Genomic DNA, 26,082 nt, shown 5'->3' with positions numbered 1-26,082 from the left:
GCCTACTGCCCGCGCTTGCGCAGCAGAATATACACCGCGCCTGTTCCGCCATCGATATCGGTGGCGGAACAGAACGCCAAGACGCCGGGCCACTCTCTTAACCACGCATTGGTATGGCTTTTAAGCACCGGAAAGTCAGAGGTGGTGCCCCAGGCCTTACCATGCACGACTAGAACACAGCGCATGCCTTGTGCAGCGGCGTCGCGCAAAAAACTTTCAAGCTCAATCCTCGCTTCTTCTAGGGTATAACCGTGTAAATCCAACCCCGCTTGCCACGCGGTTTGGCCACGTTTTAACTGGCTTAAGGTGCGCCAGGGCAGGTCGGGCACGCTGAATTCCAGATACTCTGAGGGGCGTACCGCCTCTACTCGACCGTCGGTCGTGCGACCGCTGGTTTGCAGCGTGTTGCTCTCTACCGCCGCTTGTCGACGTGCTTGCTGGGCAGCTTCGTCGTTGCGCTTAGGCTTGCCGGGATCAGCTTGGTTACTGGCAATACGGCGCACGCCTGCTGCCTGCAGCGCTTGGCGAAAGACACTGATATCGTCGTCGTTGGGCAGGTGTCGCGTCATGGTCGGCTCAAATAGAGAAATGAAGTGTTAACAAATAAGCATAATTGAGAAGCGCACAGTATAGCGAGCTTGTCGTTGCTGTGAACCGTTCACCGTGAACCACGCGCTGTGAACCAGACGGCGTCAAAGGTACAATCCTTCCATGAACTTTTTACACGCCAGGAGCCGCTGTGACTACGCATCTCAATGATGAGACCTCCCACTCAATGCTTTCGTTGCCGGAATCGGCATTGGTGAGCGAGCTTTTTACACTGCGCGATTACTTACGCTGGGTGTCCAGCGAGTTTTATCTGGCGGGGCTGCACTATGGGCATGGCACGGAATCGCCCTGGGACGAAGCCGTTGCGCTTTGCTTAGGCGCACTGCATCTGCCATGGAACGTCGACCCAGCTGTGCTGGATGCCCGCTTGTTGCCAATAGAGCGCGAGCGCATTATCCGGTTAGCGCGAGAGCGGGTGACGACTCGCCGCCCGCTGCCTTACTTACTGGGCGAAGCTTTTTTTGCAGGATTCCCGTTCAGCGTTGACGAACGCGTGTTAATTCCGCGCTCGCCCATTGCCGAGCTGATTGAAGACGGCTTTGCTGCATGGTTCCCGGAAGAGCCGCCTGCCCGAGTATTGGACTTATGTACCGGTTCTGGCTGTATCGGTATTGCCACTGCATTGGTGTTGCCTACCTGCGAGGTGGCGTTGGCGGATATTAGCCAGGATGCCTTAGCAGTTGCTCGTCAAAACATTACGCGTCACGACGTTGGTGATCGCGTGCGGGCTGTCGAATCCGATGTGTTTGACGGCCTGGAAGGCCAGCGTTTTGACCTGATCGTATCTAACCCACCTTATGTTGATGCGCGTGATCTGGCCACTATGCCTGCCGAGTTCCGCCATGAGCCTGCTCTGGCGTTAGGCGCTGGTAACGACGGGTTGGATATCGTGCGACGCATTCTGCGTGAAGCACACCAGCACTTAACCGACGAGGGCTGGCTGATTGTTGAAGTTGGCAATTCCGACCGCCATGTGGAGGCTGCTTTCCCTGAAGTGCCCTTTATCTGGCTTGAATTCGAGCGTGGCGGCCAGGGTGTTTTTGCCTTGAGCGCCGCTGAACTCGACGCCCATGCGGCGTCTTTTGCGTGAGGAACTAACGCCCATGTCTGGCAATACCTTTGGCAAGCTATTTACCGTTACCACGTTTGGTGAGAGCCACGGCCCTGCTTTAGGCGCTATTGTTGACGGTTGCCCGCCTGGCATACCGATCAGTGAAGCAGACTTGCAGCTTGATCTAGATCGCCGCCGTCCAGGTAGCTCTCGACACACCACTCAGCGTAAAGAGCCGGATCAGGTGCGGATTCTTTCTGGCGTGTTTGAAGGCAAAACCACGGGGACGTCGATTGGTTTATTGATCGAGAACACCGACCAGCGCTCCAAAGACTACTCTAAAATCAAAGACCAATTCCGTCCCGCCCACGCTGACTACACTTACCATCATAAGTATGGCCATCGCGATTATCGGGGCGGCGGTCGTTCTAGCGCGCGAGAAACAGCCATGCGTGTTGCTGCTGGCGCTATTGCCAAGCAGGTACTGGCCGCGCAAGGAATTCAGATTCGCGGTTATATGAGCCAGTTGGGGCCCATTAAAATCGAATTCAAAACCTGGGACGCGGTAGCCGAAAATGCCTTTTTCTGCCCTGACCCGGACAAAGTGGCCGAACTTGAAGCCTATATGGATCAGCTGCGTCGGGATCAAGATTCCGTAGGCGCTGAAATTACCGTGATTGCCGACGGTGTGCCGGTCGGGTTAGGCGAGCCGGTCTTCGACCGTTTAGATGCTGATCTGGCGCATGGTTTGATGAGCATCAATGCGGTAAAAGGGATAGAAATCGGCGCTGGATTTGGTTGCATTGCCCAGCGTGGCAGCGAGCACCGTGACGAGATGACGCCTGAAGGGTTTCTTTCTAATCACGCGGGCGGGGTGTTGGGCGGAATCTCCAGTGGCCAACCGATTGTCGCTCGATTAGCGTTGAAGCCAACGTCAAGTATTACCACGCCTGGGCGATCAATTGATATACATGGTCAGCCAGTTGAGGTAATAACGAAAGGCCGCCATGACCCTTGTGTCGGTATCCGTGCGACGCCTATCGCTGAGGCGATGATGGCAATCACACTGCTAGATCATTGGCTACGTCATCGTGGACAAAATGGAGATGTTAGCGTTGACACGCCACGTTTAGAACAACAATAACAGCACGGTGCGCTTGGCGTAACGCTGCTACACTCTAGGAAGATGGTTAAGGAGTCGCCTATGAAGATCAACGTTGAATTTGACCTGACACCGGATGAGTTTCGCCAATCACTAGGGCTGCCGGATGTTGAGGCGTTTCAGCAAAGCCTGCTGGAAAATATTCAGCGGCAAATGGAGTCAGGGGAGGATGGTTATGACCCTATGAATCTAATGCGTCCTTTCCTGCAGCAGCCGATGATGCAACAAGGTCTCTCCCAAGGGTTAGCTAACTTTGGCACTTATCAACAGATGATGTTGGACATGTTACGCAAAGCGGGTTCCTCCGGCAGCGGTGCCGAACAGGATGACGGCACAGATCAAGGCGAGTCTCAAGAGGCTGCTAAGCCAGCAGCGTCAGGTAGAAGCGCATCAAGTGCGAGAAGCTCCAAAGCGAAAGCGACGGCTTCTTCGCGTTCTCGCACTAAAGGGTAGAACTGTCATGTGAAATGTGTAGCGTGGTTGAGCGAGCTGCTAAGAATGTTGCAAAGCAGCATTGCAGCGTTTACTCTTTTTGCAGTGCAGCAATTTTGCCATGTGATGAGCCACTCCAGGCTCATGCCAAGGAACGAGAGACAGGAGCAGACACTATGCAAGATAAAATGATGGACGCCTTTAGTACCCAAACCCGCCAAATGTTTGAGCCAATGCGTAAGATGAACTCGCTGATGCTCAACAACATGGAAAAAATGACCCAGTATCAGCTGGAAGCAATGAAACGCTACAGCCAGATGGGCACCGAGCGCATTCGTAGCGCGACGGAAATTGACGATGCAGAGAGCCTGCGTGATTTTGGCACCAAACAAGCCGAAATGATGAACGAGCTTTCTCAGCAAATGCAGGAAGATGCCCGTGTCATGGGTGAGATGAGCTTGCAATTCAAATCCGAAATGGAAAAGCTGTTCAGCGAAGCTGGGCAGAAAATGAGCGAGCAAGCCACCTCTGCCACGAAAAGTGAACAGCCTGCGAAAGCGACTAGCCAGTCTTCACGTAAAAGCTAAACGCAACTATGTTCGCGGCGCCTTCAAGGCGCCGCGTTCTTTTGGATGATGTGCCTGGGCAGAAAATGCCAAGCAGGTGAGGGGAGAGTGAGTATGCTGTCAGGGTGGAAAATGCCGTCTCAAGGTGTTTCTCAAGAAGAGCTTGAAGCATGGAAAGTGCAGCTAAGCGATGTCGGTGAACAGTACAAAGGACTGCTTGAGGATTTACTGTCACGGATAGCCCCCAGCGAAGCTGCTGACTCCGTCTACAGTGATATGCGCGAAAGCTTTGAAGCCGCCGCACAATCGCTCATGAGTAACCCTAACCTATTGTGGCAAACCCAATCGCGCCTTATGCAAGATCAGTGGCTGCTTTGGCAACAGGGTGTGCGCGCTATGTCTGGTGAGCAGGTGACGCCATTGATCACACCTGCTAAAGGCGATCGCCGCTTTAAAGATGAAGCCTGGACGCAAGAGCCTTACTACTTGGCGATTATGCAGCAGTATCTGCTGTTTTCGCAGATGGTAGAAGAACTCATAGAAGACCTGGATGGCCTAGACCCGACGCAAAAGCGCAATCTGGCGTTTTATGCTCGGCAGTTGGTAAACGCCATGTCGCCGACTAACTTCGTATCGACTAATCCGGAAGTGATGCGCTGTACGTTGGAAACTCGCGGGCAGAATTTGGTGGATGGTTTGACGCGTCTGCGAGAAGACCTGGCGAACTCAGCCGAAGGTATCAATGTACGCATGACCGATCGAAGTGCCTTTGGTATTGGCGATAACATTGCGGTTACCCCGGGTGCCGTGGTGTATGAAAATGAGCTGATTCAGCTGATTCAATACACCCCCACTACGGAAAAAACCTTTAAAACGCCACTGTTGATCGTGCCCCCATGGATCAATAAGTATTACATTCTCGACCTGCGAGAAGACAATTCGCTGGTCAAGTGGATGGTGGATCAAGGGCATACGGTATTTCTGATTTCCTGGCGTAACCCAGGCCCAGAGCAGCGTGACATCACCTGGGCTGATTACATGCAAATGGGCCCCATTAGCGCGATGGAGGCCATTGAGCAAGCCTGTGGCGAGAAGTCAGTCAACCTGTTGAGCTACTGTGTGGGCGGCACACTAACCGCCTCTACAGTCGCTTATCTGACAAGCACGCGGCGTGGTCGCAAGGTGAAGTCCGTTACCTACATGGCGACGCTGCAAGATTTCCGCGATCCCGGTGATATTGGCGTATTCCTTAACGAGCGCGTGGTTGAGGGAATCGAAAACACGCTAGAAATGAAGGGGTATTTAGATGGCCGTTCAATGGCCTATACCTTTAATTTATTGCGTGAGAATGATCTCTTCTGGTCGTTCTACATCAATAATTATCTGAAAGGCGAAACGCCCGCAGCGTTTGACCTGTTGTATTGGAATACCGATGGCACAAACCTGGCAGCAGGTACGCATGCGTGGTATCTGCGCCATATGTACTTGGAAAATCGCTTGGTCGAGCCGGGTGGCATTGAGTTAGACGAGGTGAAGATTGACCTTCGTAAAATATCGGCCCCCTGCTATTTCGTATCGACGAAAGAAGATCACATCGCGAAGTGGAACAGTACGTATTATGGTGCGCTGTTGCCCAAAGGGCCGGTGACGTTTGTGTTGGGTGGTTCTGGCCATATTGCGGGCATTGTGAACCCCCCTCATAAGAATAAATACGGCTACTGGACCAACGATGCGCTGCCCAAAACGCATGATGAGTGGCAAGAAGGCTCGACCTTTAATGAAGGCTCCTGGTGGCCGCATTGGCAGGCCTGGGTAACGGAGAACGGCTATGCAGATCCTGATCCGGAAAAAATGGTGCCCGCGCGTCAGCCTGGAGAAGGTGGGCTAAGTATTATTGAAAGCGCGCCTGGTCGCTATGTGAAAATGACGATTCCTGAGGTGCTGGGCGAACTCCCTGCCGCAGAATAATTTGCCACCATGGCATGATGGACTGACGAAAAACCGTTACGTTTATCTTTACGGTAACGTTTAGAGTGGTAGAAAATGGCGGTGTGTCTCGTTGGCGTTGACCGATCGAGACGTCACCGCCATTTGCGTCTCCGCTATTAATACCTCTTCTGTTAGTAGCCCTTTATTCGTCCCTTTCAGCAATGTCACTGCAATGAGCTTGTCGTGGGCTTGGCTGGCGTTGCTGCCAAGCGAGCCACCAAAGCCATCCGCCATACAGAACGCATAATCCAACCAGTACGCTAATTTCTCGCCCGATACTGAGCAGTGGAGCCCCCATTTGGTTAATCGCCAAAAAACCTTGTATGCCAGGTTTTACCGGAATCAGCAGGCTTAGGGTATCTAGCCACTTGGGCAAGCTCTCTGCAGGCCAAGCAAACCCAGCGGTGAAGACGATCGGTAGGGACGAGAGGAGCACCAGGACAGTGGGAAGCTCCGGTCGCGGAAGCAAGTAGCCCAGCCAAATGGCGAACAGCGTGGCACTCATGAAAAATAGCACGCTGAAGACGAGTAATTCGCTAGGTGCAGCAACATGGGGGACACCATAAAGCTGAAAGAAAAAGCCAAAATAGAGCATGGCAAATAACAGGTAGATAAGCATAAAGGTGACAAGTCGAAGCGGCAGTGCTAATGCAAGCGATGGCGCGGTTTGCCCCAGGCGCCTGCGTGCACGATCTTTGATGGTTACACTGCCCGCGGCAATTAGCAGCGTCTGGTGCAGAATTAATACGAAGACAGCGGGCACAATGTAATTGATGTAGCCAGACGTGGGGTTGAACGCGGGCTTAGTAGTGATTCGCATAGGCATGATCTGACCGGGAATCTGAGCAGGGTTTTCCCCTTTCATTAAGCTACCAACAATTTGGGTTTGTACACTGAGCGTCGTCGCTGCCGTCAGCAAGCCCTCGACAACATTGCCGTAAATTAGAAAGTAACTGGCGTCTCCTGCGAAAGACAGGCTGGTAGGGCGGCCTAAATAAACATCCCGCTCGAAGCCAGACGGAATAATCAGGAGTCCATGAACATCATCATTGGCCAGTAAGGCTTCTGCTTCCGCCATGCTGGAAGGCTGGGCGGCGACTCGAATTTGAGGAGCCGCATCTGCCATGCGGATAAGTTGCCGCGCTAGATGAGTGTGGTCATGATTCACCACCGCCACCGCTTGCTCTCCCGGCACACTCTTATGATAGGGAAGAGGGTAAAGAACGGCATAAAACAGTAAGCCGCCAACAATAACGAGCAGCACGGCCCGATCAGCAAATATATTCGCAATCTCTACCTGCCACGCTTGCCAACACCGTTGCCAGGTACTCATTAGGACACCTGCTCGGCAGGGTTGATGTTTAATTGTTTTGGCAAGGCATGAATGGCTAAGGGGAGTGGCAGCAGAAACAGCAGCAATATCAACAAGGGGGGTAGCAGAGTAGCCAGCGGTGCTCCGTGGTCAGCCACTGCTACCTGAAGTTCAATATAGTGTGTGGATGGCATTAAGTTACCCCAGACCCGTGCCAGCATATTCATATCGCCTCTTGGGAAGGTAATTCCCATAAAGGCAAAGGCTGGCGCTAGATAGGCGGCGCAAAGGCTTAGTGCGCGTACTTTGTTGGCAACCGCGGAGAGAATCAGCGTAGCCATACTTTGCACGGCCAGTACCATCAGTGCCATTCCGGCCACTAACCAAGCAAGGCTGTCCTCTGGTGACCAGCCGAGAAAGTAACTATACAGGCCCAGTATTAATACTCCCTGAAGCCAAAGCAGCAACGAAATAGGCGTCAGTAGTTGCCAAAGTGCGATACTTCTAGCGGAGAAAGTGGCTGGTAAAGGGGCTTTTTCGAGCCGCCAGCAAAGTGTAAGCAGCGTGGCGACAACAATCACAATTTGCCAAAGTGCGGGTGTGATCGTGGTGACTAAAAAGCGGGCATAGCTCATCCCAGAGTTATAAAGGGAGGTGATTTGTGGGCGCACAGGAGCCGCTGCGGCTACGGCTTGTGGTAACGCATAACCTTGACCAAGCCGCAATGCGACACCTGCTTCGGCGGCGAAGGTCATACCTGATTGAGTTAACGCGGAGGATATGAATTTTCCGGCCAGCAGGTATTGGCTATTGTAGAAAGCGACGACTTCAGGGCTGAGAGAGAGGCGCAAGTCGCGGCCAAAGTCACGTGGAATGATCAATAGTGCTAAGACGTCACCACGCTGTAGCGCTTCGGCCCCTTCGCTTGCCGAAGGGTAGGGGTTAAGCATATCTAACGCTGGGCTGGCATCTAAATAACGCTGTAGCGAACGGGATTCAGCGGTATGGTCTAAATCGACTACGCCCACGGGCAGCGATTGTGGGGTGCCCGTTTCAAATACGGCAATAAATAACAGCGTCATTAATGGGGGGAGCCATCCTGCCAGGGCTAGCAGCCAAGGCTGGCTGCGCAGCGCCTGCCAGCCATTCAGCCTAGTCGGTTCCATGTTGGCTACCTGACCGCGCATCCTCAGAAGGTAAATCAAGCAATACACTCATGCCTGCCCTTAGGCCAGGTACTGGCTCGACCGGGTGCATTTCCACTTCAAACGTGCGCATGTCAAAGCCGCGCCCGGGCACCGTGGCACGCCAAGTAGCAAAGTCGCCCAACGCTGCGATGTGGCTGACTCGGAAGCGCGCCTGTTGGCCAAGAGAGGGAATCTCTAGATCGAACTCGGTTCCTTGCGAAAAATGCTGTAGCAGGTCTTCACGCACATTAAAGAGTGCCCATGCCTCATCTAAATCAGTAATCATGACCACTGGGAAACCCTGGGGCACCAGTTCACCCGTATTTAGTAGGACATTGCTGATGATGCCTTGATGGTGGGCAAACGCCATTGAGTCTTCAAGCAGCTCGTTGATCTCGTCGCGCAAGCTGGTGGTCATCTCTTCGCCAGCGCGGCTAGCGGTGCGTGCTTCTTCGCGAGGGCCAGCCTCTGCTAATCTAAGTACTTCCGCTGCGGTTACCCGCGTCTGTTCCGCAACCCGTAGCAGTGTAAAGGCCTCGTCTAGTCGTTGGCGTGCCACAACGCCTTGCTCTGTTAGTACGCGAGTACGTTCATAGGTTGTGCGTGCCATGGTTTCTGCTGCTTGGGCTTTCTGAAACTCACTGCGTGCAGCAGCAATTTTTTCTTCCCGAGTACCGCCTTCCACTGCTTGTGCCAGCGAACGGCTGATTGTATCGAGAGCATCGACCTGAGTGAGTTTTGCCTCAAGCTCAGGACTATCAATACGGAATACCCGGTCACCGACATTGACGCTATCTCCACGTCGTACGTCAATCTCTGCAAGCCGACCAGGTACTTTCGAAGACACCATATATTGTCGAGCTTCTATCTGACCCTGTAAGCGAAGAGGCGGTGTGCTATAGGTATGCCAAAAAGCAACGGAGACTGCGATGGCGATCCCTGCCAATATGGCCAGGATAAGAAATCTGCGCGTGGTCACGGAATTGGATCCCCCTCGCTAAGGTAAGCAAACAGTGATTCTTGTTGACCTGTAATACTGAGTAACTGGGTAAGTGACATGACGAACCGGAAGGCGGCAGCATCCCGGCGCGTGTGGGTCGTGGATAGAAAGGTTTGGGCATCAATCACATCGAGTGCTCGACCAACCCCTTCTGAGAAAGCCAGTTTTTGCAGGCGCAGGCTCTCTTCTGCCAACGCCACTGTACTTGCGAGGTCGTTATACTCTTCAAGCGCTTGATTCGCTTCACGGTAGTGTTGGTCAAGCAGCAATTCCAGCTTGCGGGAAGCGGCCTGCTGGCTATAGCGTAATTCCGAAACAGTGCTCACCGCTGCCTGTACTTTGCCACTCCGTCCGCTACGGTCTACCAGTGGCATGCTGACTCCAACGCCAACTAGCCAGTCTGGCGTGAGATCGCTTGCTAAAGAGTCGTCTTCATAAAGGTTGTAGCTGCCAAACATGAAAATATTGGGATGATAAAGTCCACGGCTTGCCTCAACCACGCTTTCAGCCTGTGCCTGGGTATTAGCTAATAGCCTGAGAGCAGGGTGGTCGGCTAGCCCTGGTTGAAAATGCCCAATTGGCGGCAGCGACGCAAGCGTAAACAGGGGAGACGTAGGCGTTGGGCCCGGTGAGTGACCTCCTAAGCTAGATTCAGAAGGTGCATAGTGCACCAACGACGCTAATGCTTGCTGGGCGCTATCACGCTGTTCGCGAATAGCACGGGTAGTGATGCGTGAACGGTCATAGGCTGCTTCGGCGGCTAAGCGTTCTACCCGGGCAATTTGATACTGCTCTTCAAGTGCACGAGCAGAGCGGTAATGCTGAGCAAGGGTGTCTTCAGCTTGCTGTTGAGTCGTCAGCGCACGCTCTGCCATGACTAGTCCGTAATAAGCGGTTACTAAATCCATGAATCGGACGCGGTAGACCTCTTCAAGTAGTAGGGAGGCTTCCCGCTCTTCCAGTGTTAATAGTTCCCGCGCAGAGCTGATTTTGCCCCCCGTATAGAGCGGCCAAAACATCGCTAACGAGCTTCTGGCAACATTGCGGTTAGTAACCGGTGTACGAAATGCATTGGGACCACCAATAAGGTCAACTAACAGTTGGCCAGGCAAAGAGTCAGCGACGCTGCTAAGCGGATTAAGAGCAAGTGCGTCTACTTCAATTGGGCTATCGAGATGAGTATAAGAGCCTAACAGGTCTATTTGCGGCAGCAGTAAATTATTGCGGGTGGAAAGCAGTGCAGCGGCGCGTTGTTGGGCAGCTTGGCCTGCGGCAACGTCATCGTCTTGGCTGCGCAGTTGTTGCCAAGCGTCTTCTAGTGCGAGTGGTTGTGCTTGAGCAGATTGGCTGGGTGACGCTGTGGCTATCACAAGTAGTGATGCCCATAAAAAAATGCCCGAGCTTTTCACAACTCATCACCTCATTGGTTGTTTATTAAAAATGTTAAACCACAATGTAGGTGTTAAGTGCAATAAATGAAAAAAGTTTATCGGCAATTCGTTGGTTTTTCGTTGACCGTCACTTAAAGCTTTAGTGAGCTATGTTAGCTCGCTAGCATTCATCGCAAGTTTTCGATAAAGCGACTGTTATGAAATTGCCTGTTGGGAAATTTGAGATATATTAAATAGCATTAAGCGATGAAATGCTGACTTAGTCTTCTGGGTTTAAGTCTTGAAAAGTTGCTTGTACTTCTTACCGCTAAGCGAGGCTCTAGCCATGCCCCCGACTGCCCGTTCTTTATTTTCGCCAGTGTTAACAGATGTCCACGCTCATCATAGCCACGGGGCATGCTGTTGTGGGTCGCCGATATTGCAACGCTTTCATGAACGGGTGATGGCAGAGATAACCCGTCGCCAAATGATTGGGGGAACAGCGGCGGTGATGGCGCTCTTCGCAGGTTTGCATGTGCCGTTTGCCGTTGGGCAGCAACCAAAGGCCCATGATGGACCTCTGCTGTTAACCAATTTTAAGCTGTTTGATGGCAACGGTGGCCCGCTGCGTGACGGCGTATCAATCAGGGTAGAAGATGGCCGTATCGACGCTATTCTAGACGGTAGTGGAGAGGTAGAAGGTATTGATGTCGTTGATTGCGGCGGTCGTGTATTGATGCCCGGTTTGATTGATGCCCATTGGCACACCACCTTAGCGGCCATCTCCCAGATGGAAGCCATGACTGCTGATATTGGCTATGTGCATTTGGTGGCAGCCAGAGAAGCAGAACGAACTTTAATGCGTGGTGTGACTTCAGTTAGGGATGTAGGGGGGCCATCGTTTGCGTTAAAGCGTGCTATTGATGAAGGTATTGTGAATGGCCCTAGGATATTTCCCGCAGGGGCGATGATTTCTCAAACATCGGGCCACGGTGATTTTAGAATGCGCCATGACGTACCTCGTGGCAGCACAACACCGCTAAGTGAAGCAGAGCGTCAGGGTGTTGCAATGATTGCGGATGGTGAGGCTGAAGTGCTCAAGCGCACACGTGAGCAGCTAATGCTAGGTGCCTCGCAGATCAAATTGATGGCTGGCGGCGGGGTCGCGTCGCTTTATGACCCTTTAGACAGTACCCAGTTTACGGAACGAGAGCTACGCGCAGCGGTTGAGGCTGCCGATGATTGGGGCACCTATGTGATGGTGCATGTGTATACGTCACGTGGTATCCAGCGCGCTCTGCGGGCCGGCGTTAAGTCGATTGAGCATGGTCAATTGGCCGATGAAGAATCGGTAAGAATGATGGCTGGAGAAGGTGCGTGGTGGAGCCTTCAGCCTTTCCTGCAGGATGAAGATGCCAACGTTTACCCTGATGCCGCGCGCCGAGAGTCTCAGCGCCAAGTGGCTGAAGGCACCGTTCGCGCTTATGAGATGGCACAGCGGTTTAATGTGAAAACTGCCTGGGGGACAGACATTCTCTTTAGCCCTAAAAACACCCCGAATCAACTGCGGCATTTGGCAAAATTGACGCGCTTTTATGATCCGTTAACAGTGTTGGCAATGGCAACAGGGCATAACGGTGATTTATTGTCACTCTCAGGTCCACGCAACCCCTATCCTGGTGTACTTGGGCGTATTGAACCGGGTGCCCTAGCCGATCTCTTAGTCGTCGATGGCGACCCAAGTCGCGATCTTGATTTTCTAACAGATCCAGAGCGTAACTTGCGCATGATTATGAAGGGCGGTCAGGTTTATAAGGATGAGTTATAAATAAAAAATTGAGCAGCTGTTAAGGATATTTTATTAAAGCGGCGGTTTGATTATTGATAATGACGTTTTATTTTTTATTAAGTCTCATGGGGCGTGTTTTTGGGGGAGTTGTTTAACTAAAAGTCGAAAAGGAGTCGAGGGAAAGAGAGACTGGCCGCTGCGCTGGCTTTTTTCTGATAGGTTGGTAAAACTTAAAGTGCCATATTTTATATTCAAGCAAACTGATCGGTAATCCCCCCACCTCCCATTAGTAAACCAGTGTTTTCTTTTGGGAGGTGGGAGTGGACACCTTGCTAAGCGACACGCAGCGTTAGCTGGGTTTTTTTTAGTTAGCGTTTGCGTATCAAGCCCGGTAACAGTAGCAGGCCAGCGAATAGCCATGCAGGCCAACTACCCGTGCGGGTAAACGGTGTTGCCCCTTCCATGGCGTAAAATTCGCCAATAAGGTAGGTGGTTTCAAATTGCGCTGCGCTATCTACCAGCTCGCCACGAGGATTAATAATCGCGGTAATGCCGTTGCTGGTAGCACGCACGACATAACGACCATTCTCTAGCGCGCGCAGGCGGGCCATTTGCAAGTGTTGGTGGGGGCCAATGGAAGCGCCAAACCAAGTGTCATTGGATACCGTCACAATCACGTCGCTGTCTGCTGCACGGCGTGCCACCAACTGTGGGTAGATAATCTCATAACAAATAGCGTTGCCAATTGTCACGCCAGCGGCCTGCATGGGCGTTTGTTCAGAGGCGCCTTTAGAAAAACTCGACATCGGTAGATCAAAGAAATCGATAGCACCCCGTAACACACTTTCAAGCGGCAAGTATTCGCCAAACGGCACGAGGTGCTCTTTTTGGTAATTGCCCTCTACGTTGCCAACACCAATCACGCTATTGAAATAACGGTTGTCCTCGTCGAGTTGGACAATGCCGGTTAATAGCGCGGTGCTTGGCGGTAAGTTGGCTTGTACGCGCTCTAACACCGGGCGAGCTTGATTATCGATCATTGGCAGGGCGGTCTCGGGCCACAGGATGAGATCGGCATCATCCGCGACACTGCGGGTTAAATCGCTATAGGTATTTGCCGCTACGCGCTGGCCTTCGGGGGTCCACTTTAATAGCTGGGGCAGATTACCCTGGAGTAGCGCAACGCGCGTGGGCTCGCTTGCTGGTGTCGTCCAGAGTGTGGGCAGTGCCAACGGAACGAGCCAAATAGCGGCTAATGGCAGCGCTGCCCACCATTGGCGTCGCAGCAGTTCAGCGCCTAAGGTGCCCGTGAGCACTACCAGTAAGGAAAGCAAGTAAACGCCGCCTACGGGTGCCCAGTTGGCCAGCGGTGAATCTACATAGCTGGAGCCAACCAGTAGCCACGGAAAGCCGGTAAACAGATAAGTGCGCAGTACTTCCCCCAGTACCCATGCCCCTGCAAAGCTAGCCAATGCCCAGCGCGGGCTGCAAAAACGTCGATAAAGCCAAAACGTGCCTGCAAAAAAGAGTGCTAATACGGACACAAACAGAGCGGTCAAAAATACCGCCAGGGGAACGCCGGTATAGCCGTAGTCGTGAATGGATACATATACCCAAGAAGTGCCGCTGGCGAAGAGCGCTACGCCGTATAGCCAGCCTTTTAGTGCTGCTTGAGCAGGGCTTAATGTATGCAGGCCAACATAAAGCAGGCCGATGGCGATAGGCCCTAGCCACCATAATTCAAACGGTGAAGCGGTAAGCGTCGTGAAACCACCGGCCACGAGGGCAGCCAGCAGTTGAAGTGCAAAGGTGGGCGTCAACCCCATGGTGATATCCTATCGGCAGGTTGAGGTGGGCGGTTGACTAGCCGTCGCTGTCGTCGCCATCGGTAGCATTTTCACTGGCGTCGTCGCGATAAGCTTCCAGCAACCGAATGCGTCGATTATCGGCATTAAGGATGACGAACCGCCAGCCGCCCAGGCTAGTATGTTCGCCACGGCCTGGTAAGTGGCCAAATTGTTGCATCACAAGGCCGCCCACGGTATCGAATTCGTCATCAGAAAATTCGCTGCCAAAGCGTTCGTTGAAGTCTTCAATCGGTGTGAGAGCACGAATGGCGAAGTGGCCATTGTCCAGCGTGCGGATATCATCCTCTTCATCGGTATCATGCTCATCTTCGATATCCCCAACGATCTGCTCCAGAATATCTTCGATAGTAATAATACCCGCCGTGCCGCCGTACTCATCCACCACAATGGCCATGTGGTTGTGGGTATCACGAAATTCCTTCAGCAAACTGTTTAAGCGTTTGGACTCGGGAATAAACATTGCCGGGCGCAGCACGTCTTCCAGCTTGAAGGCATCACGGCTTTCTTGCGTTTGAGAGAGCAGGGGGAGCAAATCTTTAACTAGTAAGATGCCTTTTACATCGTCAAGATTCTCGCCAATGACCGGATAGCGGGAGTGCCCTGTTTCTTGAATTAATGGCAAATAGCCATCGCTGGTTTGATCAAGGGTAATGGCCGACACTTGAGAGCGTGGAATCAATATTTCACGTACTTGCTGATCGCTGATTTCAAGAGCGCCTTCAATAATCATAATAGCGTCTTGATCTAGTTTCAGTTTCCCTGCGGTGTGGCGTAAAAACGTCATTAGCTCATCGCGCGAGCTAGGTTCGTCATTGTCTCCGGAAAGGGCGCCAAAGAGTTTCTCGAGCCAGGATTTTTGATTTGAGTTGCTCGATCGGTCTTCGCTCATTGCGTCTAATCTCTCTATTACGTGCAAATAGTGACTTGCAAATAGTTGTGTGCAAACAGTACGTCAAAGCACTACTAAAAAACAGCTATGAAACCTCTGATTAACTACGCTTGGCCATACTGCGTTAAAAATCGCCTCGTGCGTGAGTCCGGTCAAAATGCTCATTTACAACCCGTAAACTCGAACGCGAGTCCGATCCTTTTTTCGTTAATTTTTGCCTTGTCTGGCCTGCGCTCATCACATTAATCAGAGGTTCCCTATGTGAAGATGGCTACGGGTAAACAGTCTGTCGTTTTATCACTGAGTCGGGGGATACACCACCCTAAAAGTAATTATCGATCAGGTTAACAGCTTACTCGTGATACGGGTCAGGAATATTGAGAGTGGCAAGCAGCTCGCGCTCTAATTGTTCCATTTCTTCCGCTTCTTGCTCTTCAATGTGGTCATAGCCCATTAAGTGCAGCGTGCCATGCACCACCATGTGCGCGTAATGATGCTCAAGAGGCTTCTGCTGTTCACGGGCCTCATGGGCAACGACGGCATGGCAAATAATCAGGTCGCCAAGTAACGGTAAACAGACGCCGGGAGGATTCTCAAAAGGAAACGAGAGCACGTTGGTTGATTTATCGTTACCCCGATAATCTCGATTGAGTGCTTGGCTTTCTGCTTCATCCACAAAGCGAATCGTCAGCTCTAAGCGCTCATCATCGGGGTGGCGTGAGAAGACACAGCTCACCCATTGGGTGAGCTGCTCAAGGGCGGGAAGCAACGGCTCATCGATGGCCGCCTGGCGGTCAATCACGATGTTACTCATCGAGGTGCCTCTCCTGTGCGCTCAAGTGCTTGCATGCGGGCTTCGCGCTCCTGTTGGCGAGCTTCACGACGCGCGCGCTCTTGCACTTCCTGCTGCGACTCAAACTCGTCATAGGCTTCGATGATCCGCTGAACCAGCGGGTGACGCACAACGTCTTTCGCAGCAAAGTGGGTCACGCCGATGCCGGGAGTTTCCTTCAGAACATCCAGCACCTGTGAAAGACCAGAGCGCTGTCCGCGAGGAAGGTCTACCTGGGTAATATCGCCGGTAATCACCGCCGTTGAGCCAAAACCAATCCGTGTCAGGAACATCTTCATCTGTTCCGGCGTGGTGTTCTGGCTTTCGTCCAGGATGATGTAGGAGTTATTCAGCGTACGCCCACGCATGTAGGCCAGCGGAGCAATCTCGATCACTTGACGCTCAATAAGCTTAGCGACCTGTTCGAAGCCGATCATCTCGTACAGTGCATCGTAGAGCGGGCGGAGGTAAGGATCGATTTTCTGGGCAAGGTCGCCAGGAAGAAAGCCTAGCTTTTCGCCTGCTTCTACCGCTGGGCGAACTAACAGAATGCGCCGCACTTCCTGCTGGTTTAGTGCTTCTACCGCCGCGGCAACCGCCAAGTACGTTTTTCCCGTACCGGCAGGCCCAATACCGAAATTGATATCGTGCTCGCGAATGCTTTGTACGTAACGCTGCTGATTAAGGCCGCGAGGCTTAATCATGGTGCGCGGTGTACGCATAATCACGTCATCGCTGTTGATGTCGCTATCATCCTCTTCTTCTAGCGCTTCTAAGCCAGATTCCTGAAGGAAGAGGTGAACTGTGTCCGCTGCAAGTTCTTCTGCCGCAGTTTCACGGTAAAGGTGCTCAAGCACGTTAGCAGCGGCTTTGATCCGGTTAGCGGCGCCGGCCAGCTGAAACACGTTGCCACGGTTGCGCAACGTCACGTCCAGGCGGCTCTCAATCAGCTTTAGATGCTCGTCCTGTTGGCCGCAGAGGCTAGCGAGACGCTGCGGGTCATTGGGTTCAAGGCTTAGGGTGATAATGCGATTGGCCTGAGGTGATGGCTGGCTCAAGAGTAAGAAACCCATTAGTTGATGTATGTGAGACTCAGCTTACTGCCCCGGCGATGCCGGGGCAATTACCTAGGATAAGTGAGCAGTTAATAACGCTCTGGAGAGGCGAGATCGCCGCGCAACGAGTTGGGCAGCGCTTCGGTAATCTCCACGTCTACAAAGTAGCCGATCAGTTCTGTTGGGTTGGCTGCCCGGAAGTTAACCACGCGGTTATTTTCGGTGCGCCCAGAGAGTTGGCCCGGGTCTCGCGGTGAGAAACCGGATACCAGCACCCGCTGGGTAGTGCCTACCATGCGTCGGCTGATCTGCGCTGCCTGCTGCAGAATTCGCTCCTGCAAAATGGCGAGACGCTGTTTTTTGACACTTTCCGGTGTTTCGTCCGGCAGGCCGGAGGCGGGTGTGCCCGGGCGTGCCGAGTAAACGAAGCTGAACGAGTGATCAAAGCCGATGCGATGAATCAGGTTCATCGTGTCTTCGAAATCCTCTTTGGTTTCGCCAGGGAAGCCGATGATAAAGTCGGAAGAGAAGCTAATATCCGGGCGGTTGGCGCGGATCCGCTCCATCTTCTCGATGTACTCTTCTGCGGTATGGCCGCGCTTCATCGCGCTTAAAATACGGTCAGAACCTGACTGCACCGGTAAATGTAGGTGGCTCACCAGTTCCGGGATATCGGCAAACGCATCTACCAGGCTATCCGTAAATTCCACCGGATGAGAGGTCGTAAAACGCACGCGATCAATGCCATCCACTGCAGCAACGCAGGCGATTAGCTCGGCAAGGTCGATTTCATCGCCTTCGTCATTTTCACCGCGATAAGCATTCACGTTCTGGCCAAGCAGGTTAATTTCGCGTACCCCTTGGTCGGCTAAGTGAATGACTTCATCAATAACCGATTCAAAAGGGCGCGAGACTTCTTCACCGCGGGTATAAGGCACGACACAGAATGTGCAGTATTTCGAGCAGCCTTCCATGACAGAAACAAAAGCGGTTGCGCCATCAGATTTTGGCTGCGGCAGGTGATCAAACTTTTCGATTTCTGGAAAAGTGACATCGACCGCAGCAATCTGATTGTTATTGCGCGCATCCAGCATTTTGGGCACGCGGTGAAGCGTTTGTGGGCCAAAGATCATATCGACAAAAGGCGCGCGCTTACGCAGCGCTTCACCTTCTTGGCTTGCCACACAGCCGCCAACACCAATCACGAGGTCCGGGTTGGCGTCTTTTAGCTTTTTCCAGCGACCCAGTTGATGAAACACCTTGTCCTGCGCTTTTTCGCGAATAGAGCAGGTGTTCAACAAGATAACGTCAGCTTCTTTTTCGTTATCGGTCAATTCCAGCTGGTGAGATTCGCCGAGCAGATCTGCCATCCGCGAGGAGTCGTACTCGTTCATTTGGCAGCCGTGCGTTTTGATAAAGAGCTTCTTCGCCATCGGTACCTGTCATCTATGAGTCGTCGGGGGACGAGGGATGAATGAAAACATGACTGCAATCGTAATGGGCAGTGTAACGTACAGCCATTGAATGGCGGCATTATACGGACACAAGAAACCCGGGGCTAGCCGTTAACCTATAATCGATACTTGACCCGAGCGTTTCTATCAGTATACTACGCACCGTGTTTGAGCAGTTCCTCGATAGCTCAGTTGGTAGAGCAAATGACTGTTAATCATTGGGTCGCAGGTTCGAGTCCTGCTCGAGGAGCCAACATACTGAAGTAAGTTATATAAATGCTTTCAGTGGCTTCGCTCAAAACACAGCAGCAAAATGTAATGTTCCTCGATAGCTCAGTTGGTAGAGCAAATGACTGTTAATCATTGGGTCGCAGGTTCGAGTCCTGCTCGAGGAGCCAAATTGCTGTTCTGCTTTAATTACCGCCTACGGTAAATGTTCCCCGATAGCTCAGTTGGTAGAGCAAATGACTGTTAATCATTGGGTCGCAGGTTCGAGTCCTGCTCGGGGAGCCAACGGCCGTTCTTCAGACTTCCTGAGAAAGCCAAAAATCATGTGTAACACTCTGAAATACATGGTTTTTCACTCCTAGTTGTTCCTTAGTATTCCTTCCAAAGCCAGATGCTAAGTGGTATACAGAACGGTATATGCCTCTGTTCGATGATGCTCGGTATACCACCATGACGCTTACTATACGGCAAATAAACGCAACCAAGCCCAGTACGAAGATTGTTAGCCTTTCTGATGGCCAGGGACTAGAGCTTAGAGTCTCGCCTAACGGAAGCCGTGGTTGGCGTTTGCGATACACACGCCCAAACGGCAAACGCAATATGACCAGCCTTGGCAGCTATCCAGAAGTGAGCCTTGCAGAAGCGCGCGAGAAGCGAACTGAGATAAGGCGGCAGTTAGCGCAAGGCATTGACCCCGTCGAGCAAAAGCAGAGTGTTAAACGCCAGCAGAAACATGCCGCGCAGAATACCTTTAAAGCGCTGGCGATAGAGTGGCACGCCTCTATGGTGCCACGCTGGAAAGAAACTTCTAAGCGCGCCAAAGATAGTATGCGTGTGTTGGAAATCTACGTTTTTCCCAAAGTGGGTAATCGTGCCATTGAAAGTATTCTGCCCCTGGAGTGGCTGGAAATACTACGTGGGCTAGAGGATGCAGAGAAGTTCGAGCAGAGGCGCCGACTACATGCTTTTTGCCGTGACATTTATCGCTTCGCCATCATTACGGGAAGGGCTAGCTATAACCCCCTGGCCGATCTAAATACAGCGCTTAAACCCTACAAGAAAGGCAGTTTTCATCACGTCTCTCAACAAGAGCTACCGGCGCTTGTGCGTGATATTGAAGCGTATGATAAAAGCCCCATGGTGCGGGTTGGCTTAAAACTGTTGTTACTGACTGCTGTGCGCCCTGGTGAACTGCGCCTGGCGGAGTGGGCAGAGTTCGACCTGAAAGCTGCTATATGGAAGATTCCCGCCGAGCGTATGAAGATGGGGAGGGCGCACCAAGTGCCGCTACCTACCCAGGCAGTTGAAGAACTGCGTTACCTGCATAAGCTAACCGGCCCATTCAAACTGCTTTTCCCTGGCCGCAATAACCCACGCAAGCCGCTATCTGATGCGGCCTTTAACATGGCCTTAAAACGTATGGGTTATGAGGGGCGACACGTACCCCATGGCACCCGCCATGTAGTGGCCACTGGCCTTAAAGAGATGGGCTACCCTAGAGAATGGATAGAGGCTCAGCTATCGCACAAACTGCCAGGAATTGAGGGGATTTATACCCGCGCTGAACACATGGCATCGGATCAGCGACCCGCCATGATGCAATTTTGGGCGGACTATTTGGATAAAATCAGCACCGAGGTTTGAATGCGGATCAAGTTACCTGTCAAGTGCCCTGACTGCGGGTCGGAAACCCGTATTAGATCCAGCCGAAAAATGACAGAGGGTTTTCATACCCTCTATAGGGACTGTAAAAACGACGAGTGCGGCGCCAAGTTTAAAGCTGAAGAGATAATAAGAGACACTACAACAGACGATGTGGCCGAGCGTTTCGGTTTAATGGACTTAAATCCCGATGCATGTGCGTTAATGATCATCGATCAGCAGCAAGCGGATATGTATTATCCCTATTTTAGAAAGCGCAATAACGAGCGCGCAGAGTACAACATGCATCGGCTGCTGAGTGCATGGCGTGAAAACTCGCTGCCTATCATCCATGTTCGTCATCTCTCTGGTGATCCAGAATCTCCCTATTCCCCCGGCCATCCTGGGGTCCGTTTTAAACTTGGTTTAGAGCCTCTCGCTAACGAAGAGATTTTCGATAAAAGCATCACGGATGCTTTTTTACGCTCCAACATTGAGGATTGGCTGCTTAAGCGATCCATTCGCCAACTCGTAGTGGTGGGATCGACCAGTGAAGGGGCGGTAGAGGCGACGGTAAGAAGCGCCTCTAACTTAGGGTTCACCGTATGGGTTCCCGATGACGCTTGCTACACCTTCGAGAAGTTCAGTTACGACGCCGTGGATATTCTTCCCGAAACTATCCATACCCTTGCCATGACGAACCTGCACCAGGGTAATTCTACGGTAGTGGATACCACGCTAGTGCTTCACGCAATCGAGCATGCCGTTGCTACCAAGGAGGGGTAGAGCAATGGCCAGCGCCGTAGCTGAGTGACGATTTAGGCAACTGCGTGTTGTAAATTTTCCTTTTTCTACAACAGGTAAATACTGACTGGATTTTTTATAACCTATTGAATTTAAAATACAAAATAAACTTTCCCGACGGGTGACGCTTTATCAACGTGTTATAAATAGGTCATTAAACACTTTCTGTTGTATATCCACATAGTTCTTACAACAGCGCTTTCTGGTAGTCCTCCTCGTTCCTCGTCAAGCTAGTGGTGTCTCAAGCGTAAGGCTTGCAACGTCACCACTAGCTGAAGGAACCCACCTTATGGCTCATCAACAACCAATGTCCTCTCTGTCATCCAAAGCCGCTTTGGATACGCGGCTAGCTGCCCAGAATCATTCGCGTGCCATCCCGTTGTGCGGGAATCGTGGCACAACGCGCATCGATGGCGCGTCATTTCGATAACCGTCAAGCTTCATAGGGCCACTAGGGCACTTGCCCGGAATGACACCGCGAGGACACAAATTAATGCCTGAACTCACCACTCACACACCGTCTTTCAGAACGGTGAACAAGATCCAGCTAGGTAATCGCCTGCTGCGTCGCAAGGAGGTCGAGCAGAAAACCGGTAAAAGCCGTTCGGCCATTTATGACGGTATTCGCCAGGGCACTTTCCCGGCCCCAGTGCCGATTGGCGGCAAAAGCGTTGCTTGGCTTGAAGAAGAGGTGGATAGCTGGATTGCTAACTGCCTGGAGGAACGCAAACGCCAAACCTTAGGAAGCCGCCCAGCACCGTTACGCATGACCACACACCAACCGGAGCGCCACGCATGAGCCAGTTTGAATTCACTATTAACGGAACAACGCTAAAGCTCACCGCTGACGATGTGGTCAAGCTTGAAGCCGCCATGGTCGACGCCACCAAATCACCCAGTCGAAAGGCATTCCGTAAAGGGTCGACCGGTGATATCAGCGCTAAATGGTTAGATGGCCAGCGTGATGGCCTGGAACGCTTCAGCCGCCACCAGCCCTCCACAGAAATATTGACCGACTGCTAACCCCCTAACCCCATTCCGCAAGCGGTAACGCTGCTGGGCCAAGCCCAGCGGGTATGGGGAAGTTTTGTCCAGAGATCGTAAAAAAGCCCCAGCGTGTGGAGCGCTGGGGCAAAGGGAACAAATAAACAAAGAGGGATGAATGAATAACTTTAGCAGAGTGTGTGCCGTTTTCGACCTGAAAGACTTGCGAGGAACGTTCGGGAATGCTTATCATGGTCTTGCTGTAGCAAAATCTACAGCCGGGCGTAGGAACCCGTACTCACAAAGGCGCAATAGCGCCCCCATTGACGGCGCTTTTTTTGTGCCCGTCAGTTATGGCGGCCGTGCGTGGGCACGCTTCGGCGTGGCCGGTTTTCTTTGTGGCCGGTTTCCTACCCCGCGTACGGTCGCCACCCAATCCTGTAGGAAGGATCGTGGCGACTCCAAACACAAAGGAGTCTTACCCATGGCCAACCACAGCCAAGGTGCGTCTACGCACGCCCACGTTTCCCCCTCGCATGTTGCTATCGCGCTAATTGGTGCAAAACTGATTGCCTACCGTGTTAACCGTAAGCCTGCACAGCTTCACCAGCTGTTGGGTATGGCACGTATGGCCACCGCGCTAAATCTCCTCTCTTACCAAGAACATGACCAACTTCTCGTCGAGCTTGAGCGCTTGTGTGTCGAGGAGGTGGCTCATGACTAAGTTCACGAATTCCCCACGCCTTGAAGATGCGGTTTGCCTAACAGAAGCCGAATGCTTGTTAGTCGATCCTCGCGCCAACTTTGAAGACCTGTTTGAACAGTGTGAAACTCGCTTGGAAGCGGTGAGTAACCTGATGATGACGCTTAGCATGTTGGATGCCCCAGGCGCATGTGCAGATGCACGCGATTTAGCCCACGTCGCTATTTCATGCCGACTGTTGTTAGCCGATTCATTGGATTTACTGTTTGCCGCCCGTCAAGCGTCTAAACGCCAACAACCGCCTGCTAGCAAAGGGGGCGACCATGGCTAAGACGACGGTTCAAAAGATCCAGCAAGTGGCCATCGCCGCATTAAACGACGCTGAAACATTACTGGCCGAATGGCTACCCGATGGGGCACGCCAGGGCAGCGAATGGGTCGCACGCAACACGGCCCGCGATGATCAAGGCAAAGGCTCGTTTGGTGTCTCGCTCACCAGCGGCAAGTGGAACGACTTTGCTGACTCAGACGCCCATGGTGGCGATTTGGTGTCGCTACTTAGTTACCTGCGCGGCTGTCGGCAGGTAGACGCCGCCATGATGATTGATCAGCGCTTAGGGCTGGGTATTTTTCATCGCAACGGTGAGGCGCAAGCCTCACCCCCTATCACGTATTCCCCCACTAAAAGCCAGCTACGCCAGCAAGCGGAAGCGCAACGCCTGTTGGCCCTGCAAAAGGCCGCAGAGTTAGCCAAAACGCTGTGGCTGAGTGGCCAGCCCGCTTGCCCTGGCCATGCGTATTTGGTGCGTAAGGGGATTAACACTTACCGCCTACGCCAAACCCCCAAAGGGCAGCTAATGGTGCCCCTTTACGCCAACGGTGAATTAGTCAATGTGCAGTTGATCGATGCTCAAGGGAATAAGCGCTTTTTAAAAGGTGGGCAGGTGCAGGGGGCTTACTCACCCCTTGGCCATGTACTGCCTGGAAAAACGCTTTACGTCTGCGAGGGCTGGGCCACCGGTGCCACTATCCACGCCCACACCCGCGAACCCGTAGCGTGTGCCATGCACGCGGGCAACCTTGAGCCGGTGGCGCGTGCGTTATGTGAACGCTATGGCCACCTAGAAATGGTGATCGCGGGCGACGATGACCGTGCTACCCCTGGAAACCCTGGGCGTCATGCCGCCAATGCCGCCGCGCTGGCGGTGGGGGCACTGGTGCTGTTCCCGGCTTGGCCGACAGAAGCCCCGCATAGCCTGACCGACTTTAACGACTTGGCGTGCTGGTATCGCCAACAAGGGGGCCGCCATGAGTGAGGTAAAACGCGAGCAGCAAAGCCACCTTGCGCTTGTTGGCCAACCGACTGCGCCGGAGATCGACGCTTTAGAGCGCCCAAGCTATGCCGTGTACGAAGGGCAAACCCTGGTGGATGGCAAGCTGTTTCGAGCGGGCACATGGTTTCACGGCATCAAACAAGGCCAGGGTGATGATATTGGTCAACCGTTTGATCTATGGATTTGTGGCCCACTGCATGTGGATGCTGAAACGCTCAACAGTGATGACGGCAGCGTCGGCCGCTTACTGCGCTTTAAGCACCGGGGCAAGGTCATTGAATACGTCATGCCCATGGAAGCACTGGCCGGGAAGGGCGAGGAGATCCTAAAGGCCCTTTTCCGCCAGGGCTTAAAAGTGGAGTACCACCAGCGCCGCTATGTGCCTGCCTATATCGCCAGTCACCACGACTTAAAGCGCGTGCTGGCCACTACCACCAAACCGGGCTGGCACGATGCAAGCGGGGCGTTTGTACTGCCCAGCAAAATTTTAGGCGGTAAGGACGTACGCTTTCAGGACAGCGGCAAGGGTGCCCACCTATTTTCCGAGCGGGGCACGCTGGAAAGCTGGCAAAGCGAGCTAGCCCACTACTGCCAAGGCAACCCGGTGCTGATTCTATCGGTTTGCTGCGCACTCGCTGGGCCGCTGCTTTCAAAGGTAGGTGTAAACGGCGGTGGCGTGCATTTGGTGGGTGACTCATCGAGCGGTAAGTCACTGGCTCAGGCTATCGCCGCCTCAGTATGGGGCGACCCCAGCCGTTTTGCCGCTTCGTGGGATATGTCGCGGGGCGGTATCGAGATTGAGGCATCGTCCCGTAATGACACGGTGCTGATTCTGGACGAGATCAAGCGCGCCGATCCCAAGCGGGTCCAAGAAATGGCCTACGCCATCGCTAACGGCACCGGTAAAGGCACCATGACCCGCGAACGGGAAGGGCGGCCCAAGCTGTATTGGCGCGTTTTGGCGCTTTCCAGTGGGGAGCGGTCACTGTCTGAACATGCGGCTATTTCTGGTAATGCCGCCCACGCCGGGGCAGAGCTGCGCATGGTGGATGTGAACGCAGGCACACGCACCTACCGCGCCTTTGATGACGTTCATGGCATGAGCGGGGCTACCTTCCATAGAAAGCTAACCACGGCCACCGCGCACCATTACGGCATGGTGGGGCCTGCGTTTGTGGAGCGCTTGATTAAAGAGACCGATCCCGACGTTTTCTATCATCGCTTTGCACAAGTGCGGGACGGCTTCGAAGCCGAAGGGCCACAAGCGGGCAGGGTCGCGGATCGTTTCGCCATTATCGGATTTGCCGGGGAGCTGGCCATCACCTATGGGCTTTTACCCTGGAAGGCCGACACCGCCGCCAGTGCCTGCCGCCAACTGTTTGACGAGTGGTTACTTACCGTTGGTGATGGGAACGCCGAGGATAGGCAAATACTTAGCGCGCTATCGGATTTTATCGCCATGCACGGTGATAGCCGCTTTTCTGACATCGCCGCCAGCTTGCCTAACCCCAACGTTAAGCACCGTGCCGGTTACTACGAGATCGAGGGCTTAAAGCGCCTTTACCTGTTCAACCGCGCTTCATTGAGTGAGGCCGCCTCAGGCTATGGCCGAGAGCGAGTGATACGCACCCTGGAAACCTACGGCGTGTTGGCCAAGGTGGATAGCGGACGCAACCAGAAAAACTACCGCCTGCCAGGAGGAGGGAGCACGCGCTTTTTCGTCATTGATCCCGACAAACTGGAGACAGAGCGGAGGAACCCATGAAAAACCAAGCGTTCTGGGCGAATTCTGGCGTTCTCTCCCTAGCCGTTGCCGCCTTTTT

At 53.0% G+C, this 26,082-nt stretch carries 24 protein-coding genes, 3 tRNA genes and 1 pseudogene; 18 read left to right on the top strand and 10 right to left on the bottom strand.

Features of this window, described 5'->3' with window-relative positions:
- Positions 1-2 precede the first annotated feature (2 nt).
- Positions 3-569 carry a Smr/MutS family protein gene (locus CEK60_RS08750; protein WP_089038690.1) on the bottom strand — a complete coding sequence of 189 codons (567 nt, stop codon included), beginning with the start codon at positions 567-569 and terminating at the stop codon, positions 3-5.
- A gap of 170 nt (positions 570-739) precedes the next feature.
- On the opposite strand from CEK60_RS08750, the gene prmB reads away from it, so the two are divergent.
- From prmB to phaC, 5 genes are all read left to right on the top strand, one after another.
- The gene (prmB, locus tag CEK60_RS08745; RefSeq protein ID WP_089038689.1) at positions 740-1,699 is read left to right on the top strand and encodes a 50S ribosomal protein L3 N(5)-glutamine methyltransferase; all 960 of its coding nucleotides are present in this window, start codon (positions 740-742) and stop codon (positions 1,697-1,699) included.
- A gap of 13 nt (positions 1,700-1,712) precedes the next feature.
- Positions 1,713-2,804, top strand: a complete 1,092-nt coding sequence (gene aroC / locus CEK60_RS08740) for a chorismate synthase (protein WP_089038688.1) — start codon at positions 1,713-1,715, stop codon at positions 2,802-2,804.
- A gap of 60 nt (positions 2,805-2,864) precedes the next feature.
- A complete protein-coding gene (locus CEK60_RS08735) occupies positions 2,865-3,275 on the top strand; it encodes a hypothetical protein (protein ID WP_089038687.1) in 411 nt (136 codons plus the stop codon).
- A 155-nt stretch (positions 3,276-3,430) separates the two neighbouring features.
- Positions 3,431-3,841: a phasin family protein gene (locus CEK60_RS08730; protein WP_038482660.1), complete on the top strand. Its 411-nt coding sequence runs from the start codon at positions 3,431-3,433 to the stop codon at positions 3,839-3,841.
- A 93-nt stretch (positions 3,842-3,934) separates the two neighbouring features.
- The gene (gene phaC, locus CEK60_RS08725; RefSeq protein ID WP_089038686.1) at positions 3,935-5,788 is read left to right on the top strand and encodes a class I poly(R)-hydroxyalkanoic acid synthase; all 1,854 of its coding nucleotides are present in this window, start codon (positions 3,935-3,937) and stop codon (positions 5,786-5,788) included.
- 163 nt (positions 5,789-5,951) lie between these two features.
- Here the strand turns inward: phaC and CEK60_RS08720 are convergent, their stop codons facing one another.
- From CEK60_RS08720 to CEK60_RS08705, 4 genes are read right to left on the bottom strand one after another with little or no spacing between them, the layout of a single operon-like run.
- Positions 5,952-7,142, bottom strand: coding sequence for an ABC transporter permease (locus tag CEK60_RS08720; RefSeq protein WP_089038685.1), 1,191 nt, complete (start codon positions 7,140-7,142; stop codon positions 5,952-5,954).
- Complete coding sequence (locus tag CEK60_RS08715) at positions 7,142-8,287, bottom strand: ABC transporter permease (RefSeq protein WP_157698025.1); 1,146 nt, start codon at positions 8,285-8,287, stop codon at positions 7,142-7,144. The genes CEK60_RS08720 and CEK60_RS08715 overlap by 1 nt, the downstream gene beginning before the upstream one ends.
- Positions 8,274-9,287 (bottom strand): HlyD family secretion protein, encoded by a 1,014-nt coding sequence (locus CEK60_RS08710; RefSeq protein WP_089038683.1) that lies wholly within the window; start codon positions 9,285-9,287, stop codon positions 8,274-8,276. Before CEK60_RS08710 ends, CEK60_RS08715 begins: the two co-directional genes overlap by 14 nt.
- Complete coding sequence (locus CEK60_RS08705) at positions 9,284-10,717, bottom strand: TolC family protein (protein ID WP_089038682.1); 1,434 nt, start codon at positions 10,715-10,717, stop codon at positions 9,284-9,286. Before CEK60_RS08705 ends, CEK60_RS08710 begins: the two co-directional genes overlap by 4 nt.
- A 424-nt stretch (positions 10,718-11,141) precedes the next feature.
- Between CEK60_RS08705 and CEK60_RS08700 the strand changes: the two genes are divergently transcribed.
- Positions 11,142-12,506: a metal-dependent hydrolase family protein gene (locus tag CEK60_RS08700; protein WP_089038681.1), complete on the top strand. Its 1,365-nt coding sequence runs from the start codon at positions 11,142-11,144 to the stop codon at positions 12,504-12,506.
- A gap of 329 nt (positions 12,507-12,835) precedes the next feature.
- On the opposite strand, the gene lnt is transcribed toward CEK60_RS08700, so the two are convergent.
- The 5 genes from lnt to miaB all read right to left on the bottom strand — a co-directional run bounded on the left by lnt (position 12,836) and on the right by miaB (position 18,544).
- The gene (lnt, locus tag CEK60_RS08695) at positions 12,836-14,293 is read right to left on the bottom strand and encodes an apolipoprotein N-acyltransferase (protein ID WP_089038680.1); all 1,458 of its coding nucleotides are present in this window, start codon (positions 14,291-14,293) and stop codon (positions 12,836-12,838) included.
- Between the two features lie 37 nt (positions 14,294-14,330).
- The gene (locus CEK60_RS08690) at positions 14,331-15,224 is read right to left on the bottom strand and encodes an HlyC/CorC family transporter (protein WP_089038679.1); all 894 of its coding nucleotides are present in this window, start codon (positions 15,222-15,224) and stop codon (positions 14,331-14,333) included.
- Positions 15,225-15,576: 352 nt separating this feature from the next.
- Positions 15,577-16,038: an rRNA maturation RNase YbeY gene (gene ybeY / locus CEK60_RS08685; RefSeq protein ID WP_089038678.1), complete on the bottom strand. Its 462-nt coding sequence runs from the start codon at positions 16,036-16,038 to the stop codon at positions 15,577-15,579.
- Positions 16,035-17,114, bottom strand: a complete 1,080-nt coding sequence (locus CEK60_RS08680) for a PhoH family protein (RefSeq protein WP_089040887.1) — start codon at positions 17,112-17,114, stop codon at positions 16,035-16,037. Before CEK60_RS08680 ends, ybeY begins: the two co-directional genes overlap by 4 nt.
- An 86-nt stretch (positions 17,115-17,200) precedes the next feature.
- Positions 17,201-18,544: a tRNA (N6-isopentenyl adenosine(37)-C2)-methylthiotransferase MiaB gene (miaB, locus tag CEK60_RS08675; RefSeq protein ID WP_089038677.1), complete on the bottom strand. Its 1,344-nt coding sequence runs from the start codon at positions 18,542-18,544 to the stop codon at positions 17,201-17,203.
- 198 nt (positions 18,545-18,742) lie between these two features.
- Between miaB and CEK60_RS08670 the strand changes: the two genes are divergently transcribed.
- The 12 genes and pseudogenes from CEK60_RS08670 to CEK60_RS08620 all read left to right on the top strand — a co-directional run bounded on the left by CEK60_RS08670 (position 18,743) and on the right by CEK60_RS08620 (position 26,024).
- Positions 18,743-18,818, top strand: a tRNA-Asn gene (locus CEK60_RS08670).
- A 69-nt stretch (positions 18,819-18,887) separates the two neighbouring features.
- Positions 18,888-18,963, top strand: a tRNA-Asn gene (locus CEK60_RS08665).
- Positions 18,964-19,002: 39 nt separating this feature from the next.
- A tRNA-Asn gene (locus CEK60_RS08660) sits at positions 19,003-19,078 on the top strand.
- Positions 19,079-19,243: 165 nt separating this feature from the next.
- The gene (locus tag CEK60_RS08655; protein WP_198361486.1) at positions 19,244-20,437 is read left to right on the top strand and encodes an integrase arm-type DNA-binding domain-containing protein; all 1,194 of its coding nucleotides are present in this window, start codon (positions 19,244-19,246) and stop codon (positions 20,435-20,437) included.
- A pseudogene (locus CEK60_RS23020) lies at positions 20,438-20,584 on the top strand (ogr/Delta-like zinc finger family protein); the annotation flags it as partial. It lies immediately after the preceding gene.
- A gap of 75 nt (positions 20,585-20,659) precedes the next feature.
- Positions 20,660-21,220: an isochorismatase family protein gene (locus CEK60_RS08650; RefSeq protein WP_232471491.1), complete on the top strand. Its 561-nt coding sequence runs from the start codon at positions 20,660-20,662 to the stop codon at positions 21,218-21,220.
- A gap of 511 nt (positions 21,221-21,731) precedes the next feature.
- Positions 21,732-22,037: a helix-turn-helix transcriptional regulator gene (locus tag CEK60_RS08645; RefSeq protein ID WP_089038674.1), complete on the top strand. Its 306-nt coding sequence runs from the start codon at positions 21,732-21,734 to the stop codon at positions 22,035-22,037.
- The gene (locus tag CEK60_RS08640; RefSeq protein WP_089038673.1) at positions 22,034-22,261 is read left to right on the top strand and encodes a hypothetical protein; all 228 of its coding nucleotides are present in this window, start codon (positions 22,034-22,036) and stop codon (positions 22,259-22,261) included. The genes CEK60_RS08645 and CEK60_RS08640 overlap by 4 nt, the downstream gene beginning before the upstream one ends.
- 445 nt (positions 22,262-22,706) lie before the next feature.
- The gene (locus tag CEK60_RS08635; protein ID WP_089038672.1) at positions 22,707-22,946 is read left to right on the top strand and encodes a hypothetical protein; all 240 of its coding nucleotides are present in this window, start codon (positions 22,707-22,709) and stop codon (positions 22,944-22,946) included.
- Complete coding sequence (locus tag CEK60_RS08630) at positions 22,939-23,256, top strand: hypothetical protein (protein ID WP_089038671.1); 318 nt, start codon at positions 22,939-22,941, stop codon at positions 23,254-23,256. Before CEK60_RS08635 ends, CEK60_RS08630 begins: the two co-directional genes overlap by 8 nt.
- Entirely contained in the window at positions 23,249-24,241 is a 993-nt protein-coding gene (locus tag CEK60_RS08625; RefSeq protein ID WP_089038670.1) for a toprim domain-containing protein, read from the top strand. Before CEK60_RS08630 ends, CEK60_RS08625 begins: the two co-directional genes overlap by 8 nt.
- A complete protein-coding gene (locus tag CEK60_RS08620) occupies positions 24,234-26,024 on the top strand; it encodes a DUF927 domain-containing protein (protein ID WP_089038669.1) in 1,791 nt (596 codons plus the stop codon). Before CEK60_RS08625 ends, CEK60_RS08620 begins: the two co-directional genes overlap by 8 nt.
- Positions 26,025-26,082 lie beyond the last annotated feature (58 nt).

Source organism: Halomonas sp. N3-2A, assembly GCF_002216165.1.
In the GTDB taxonomy this organism is placed as follows: domain Bacteria; phylum Pseudomonadota; class Gammaproteobacteria; order Pseudomonadales; family Halomonadaceae; genus Vreelandella.
Note: the sequence above shows the minus strand (reverse complement) of the source record. Positions and strands in the feature narration are given on the sequence as shown.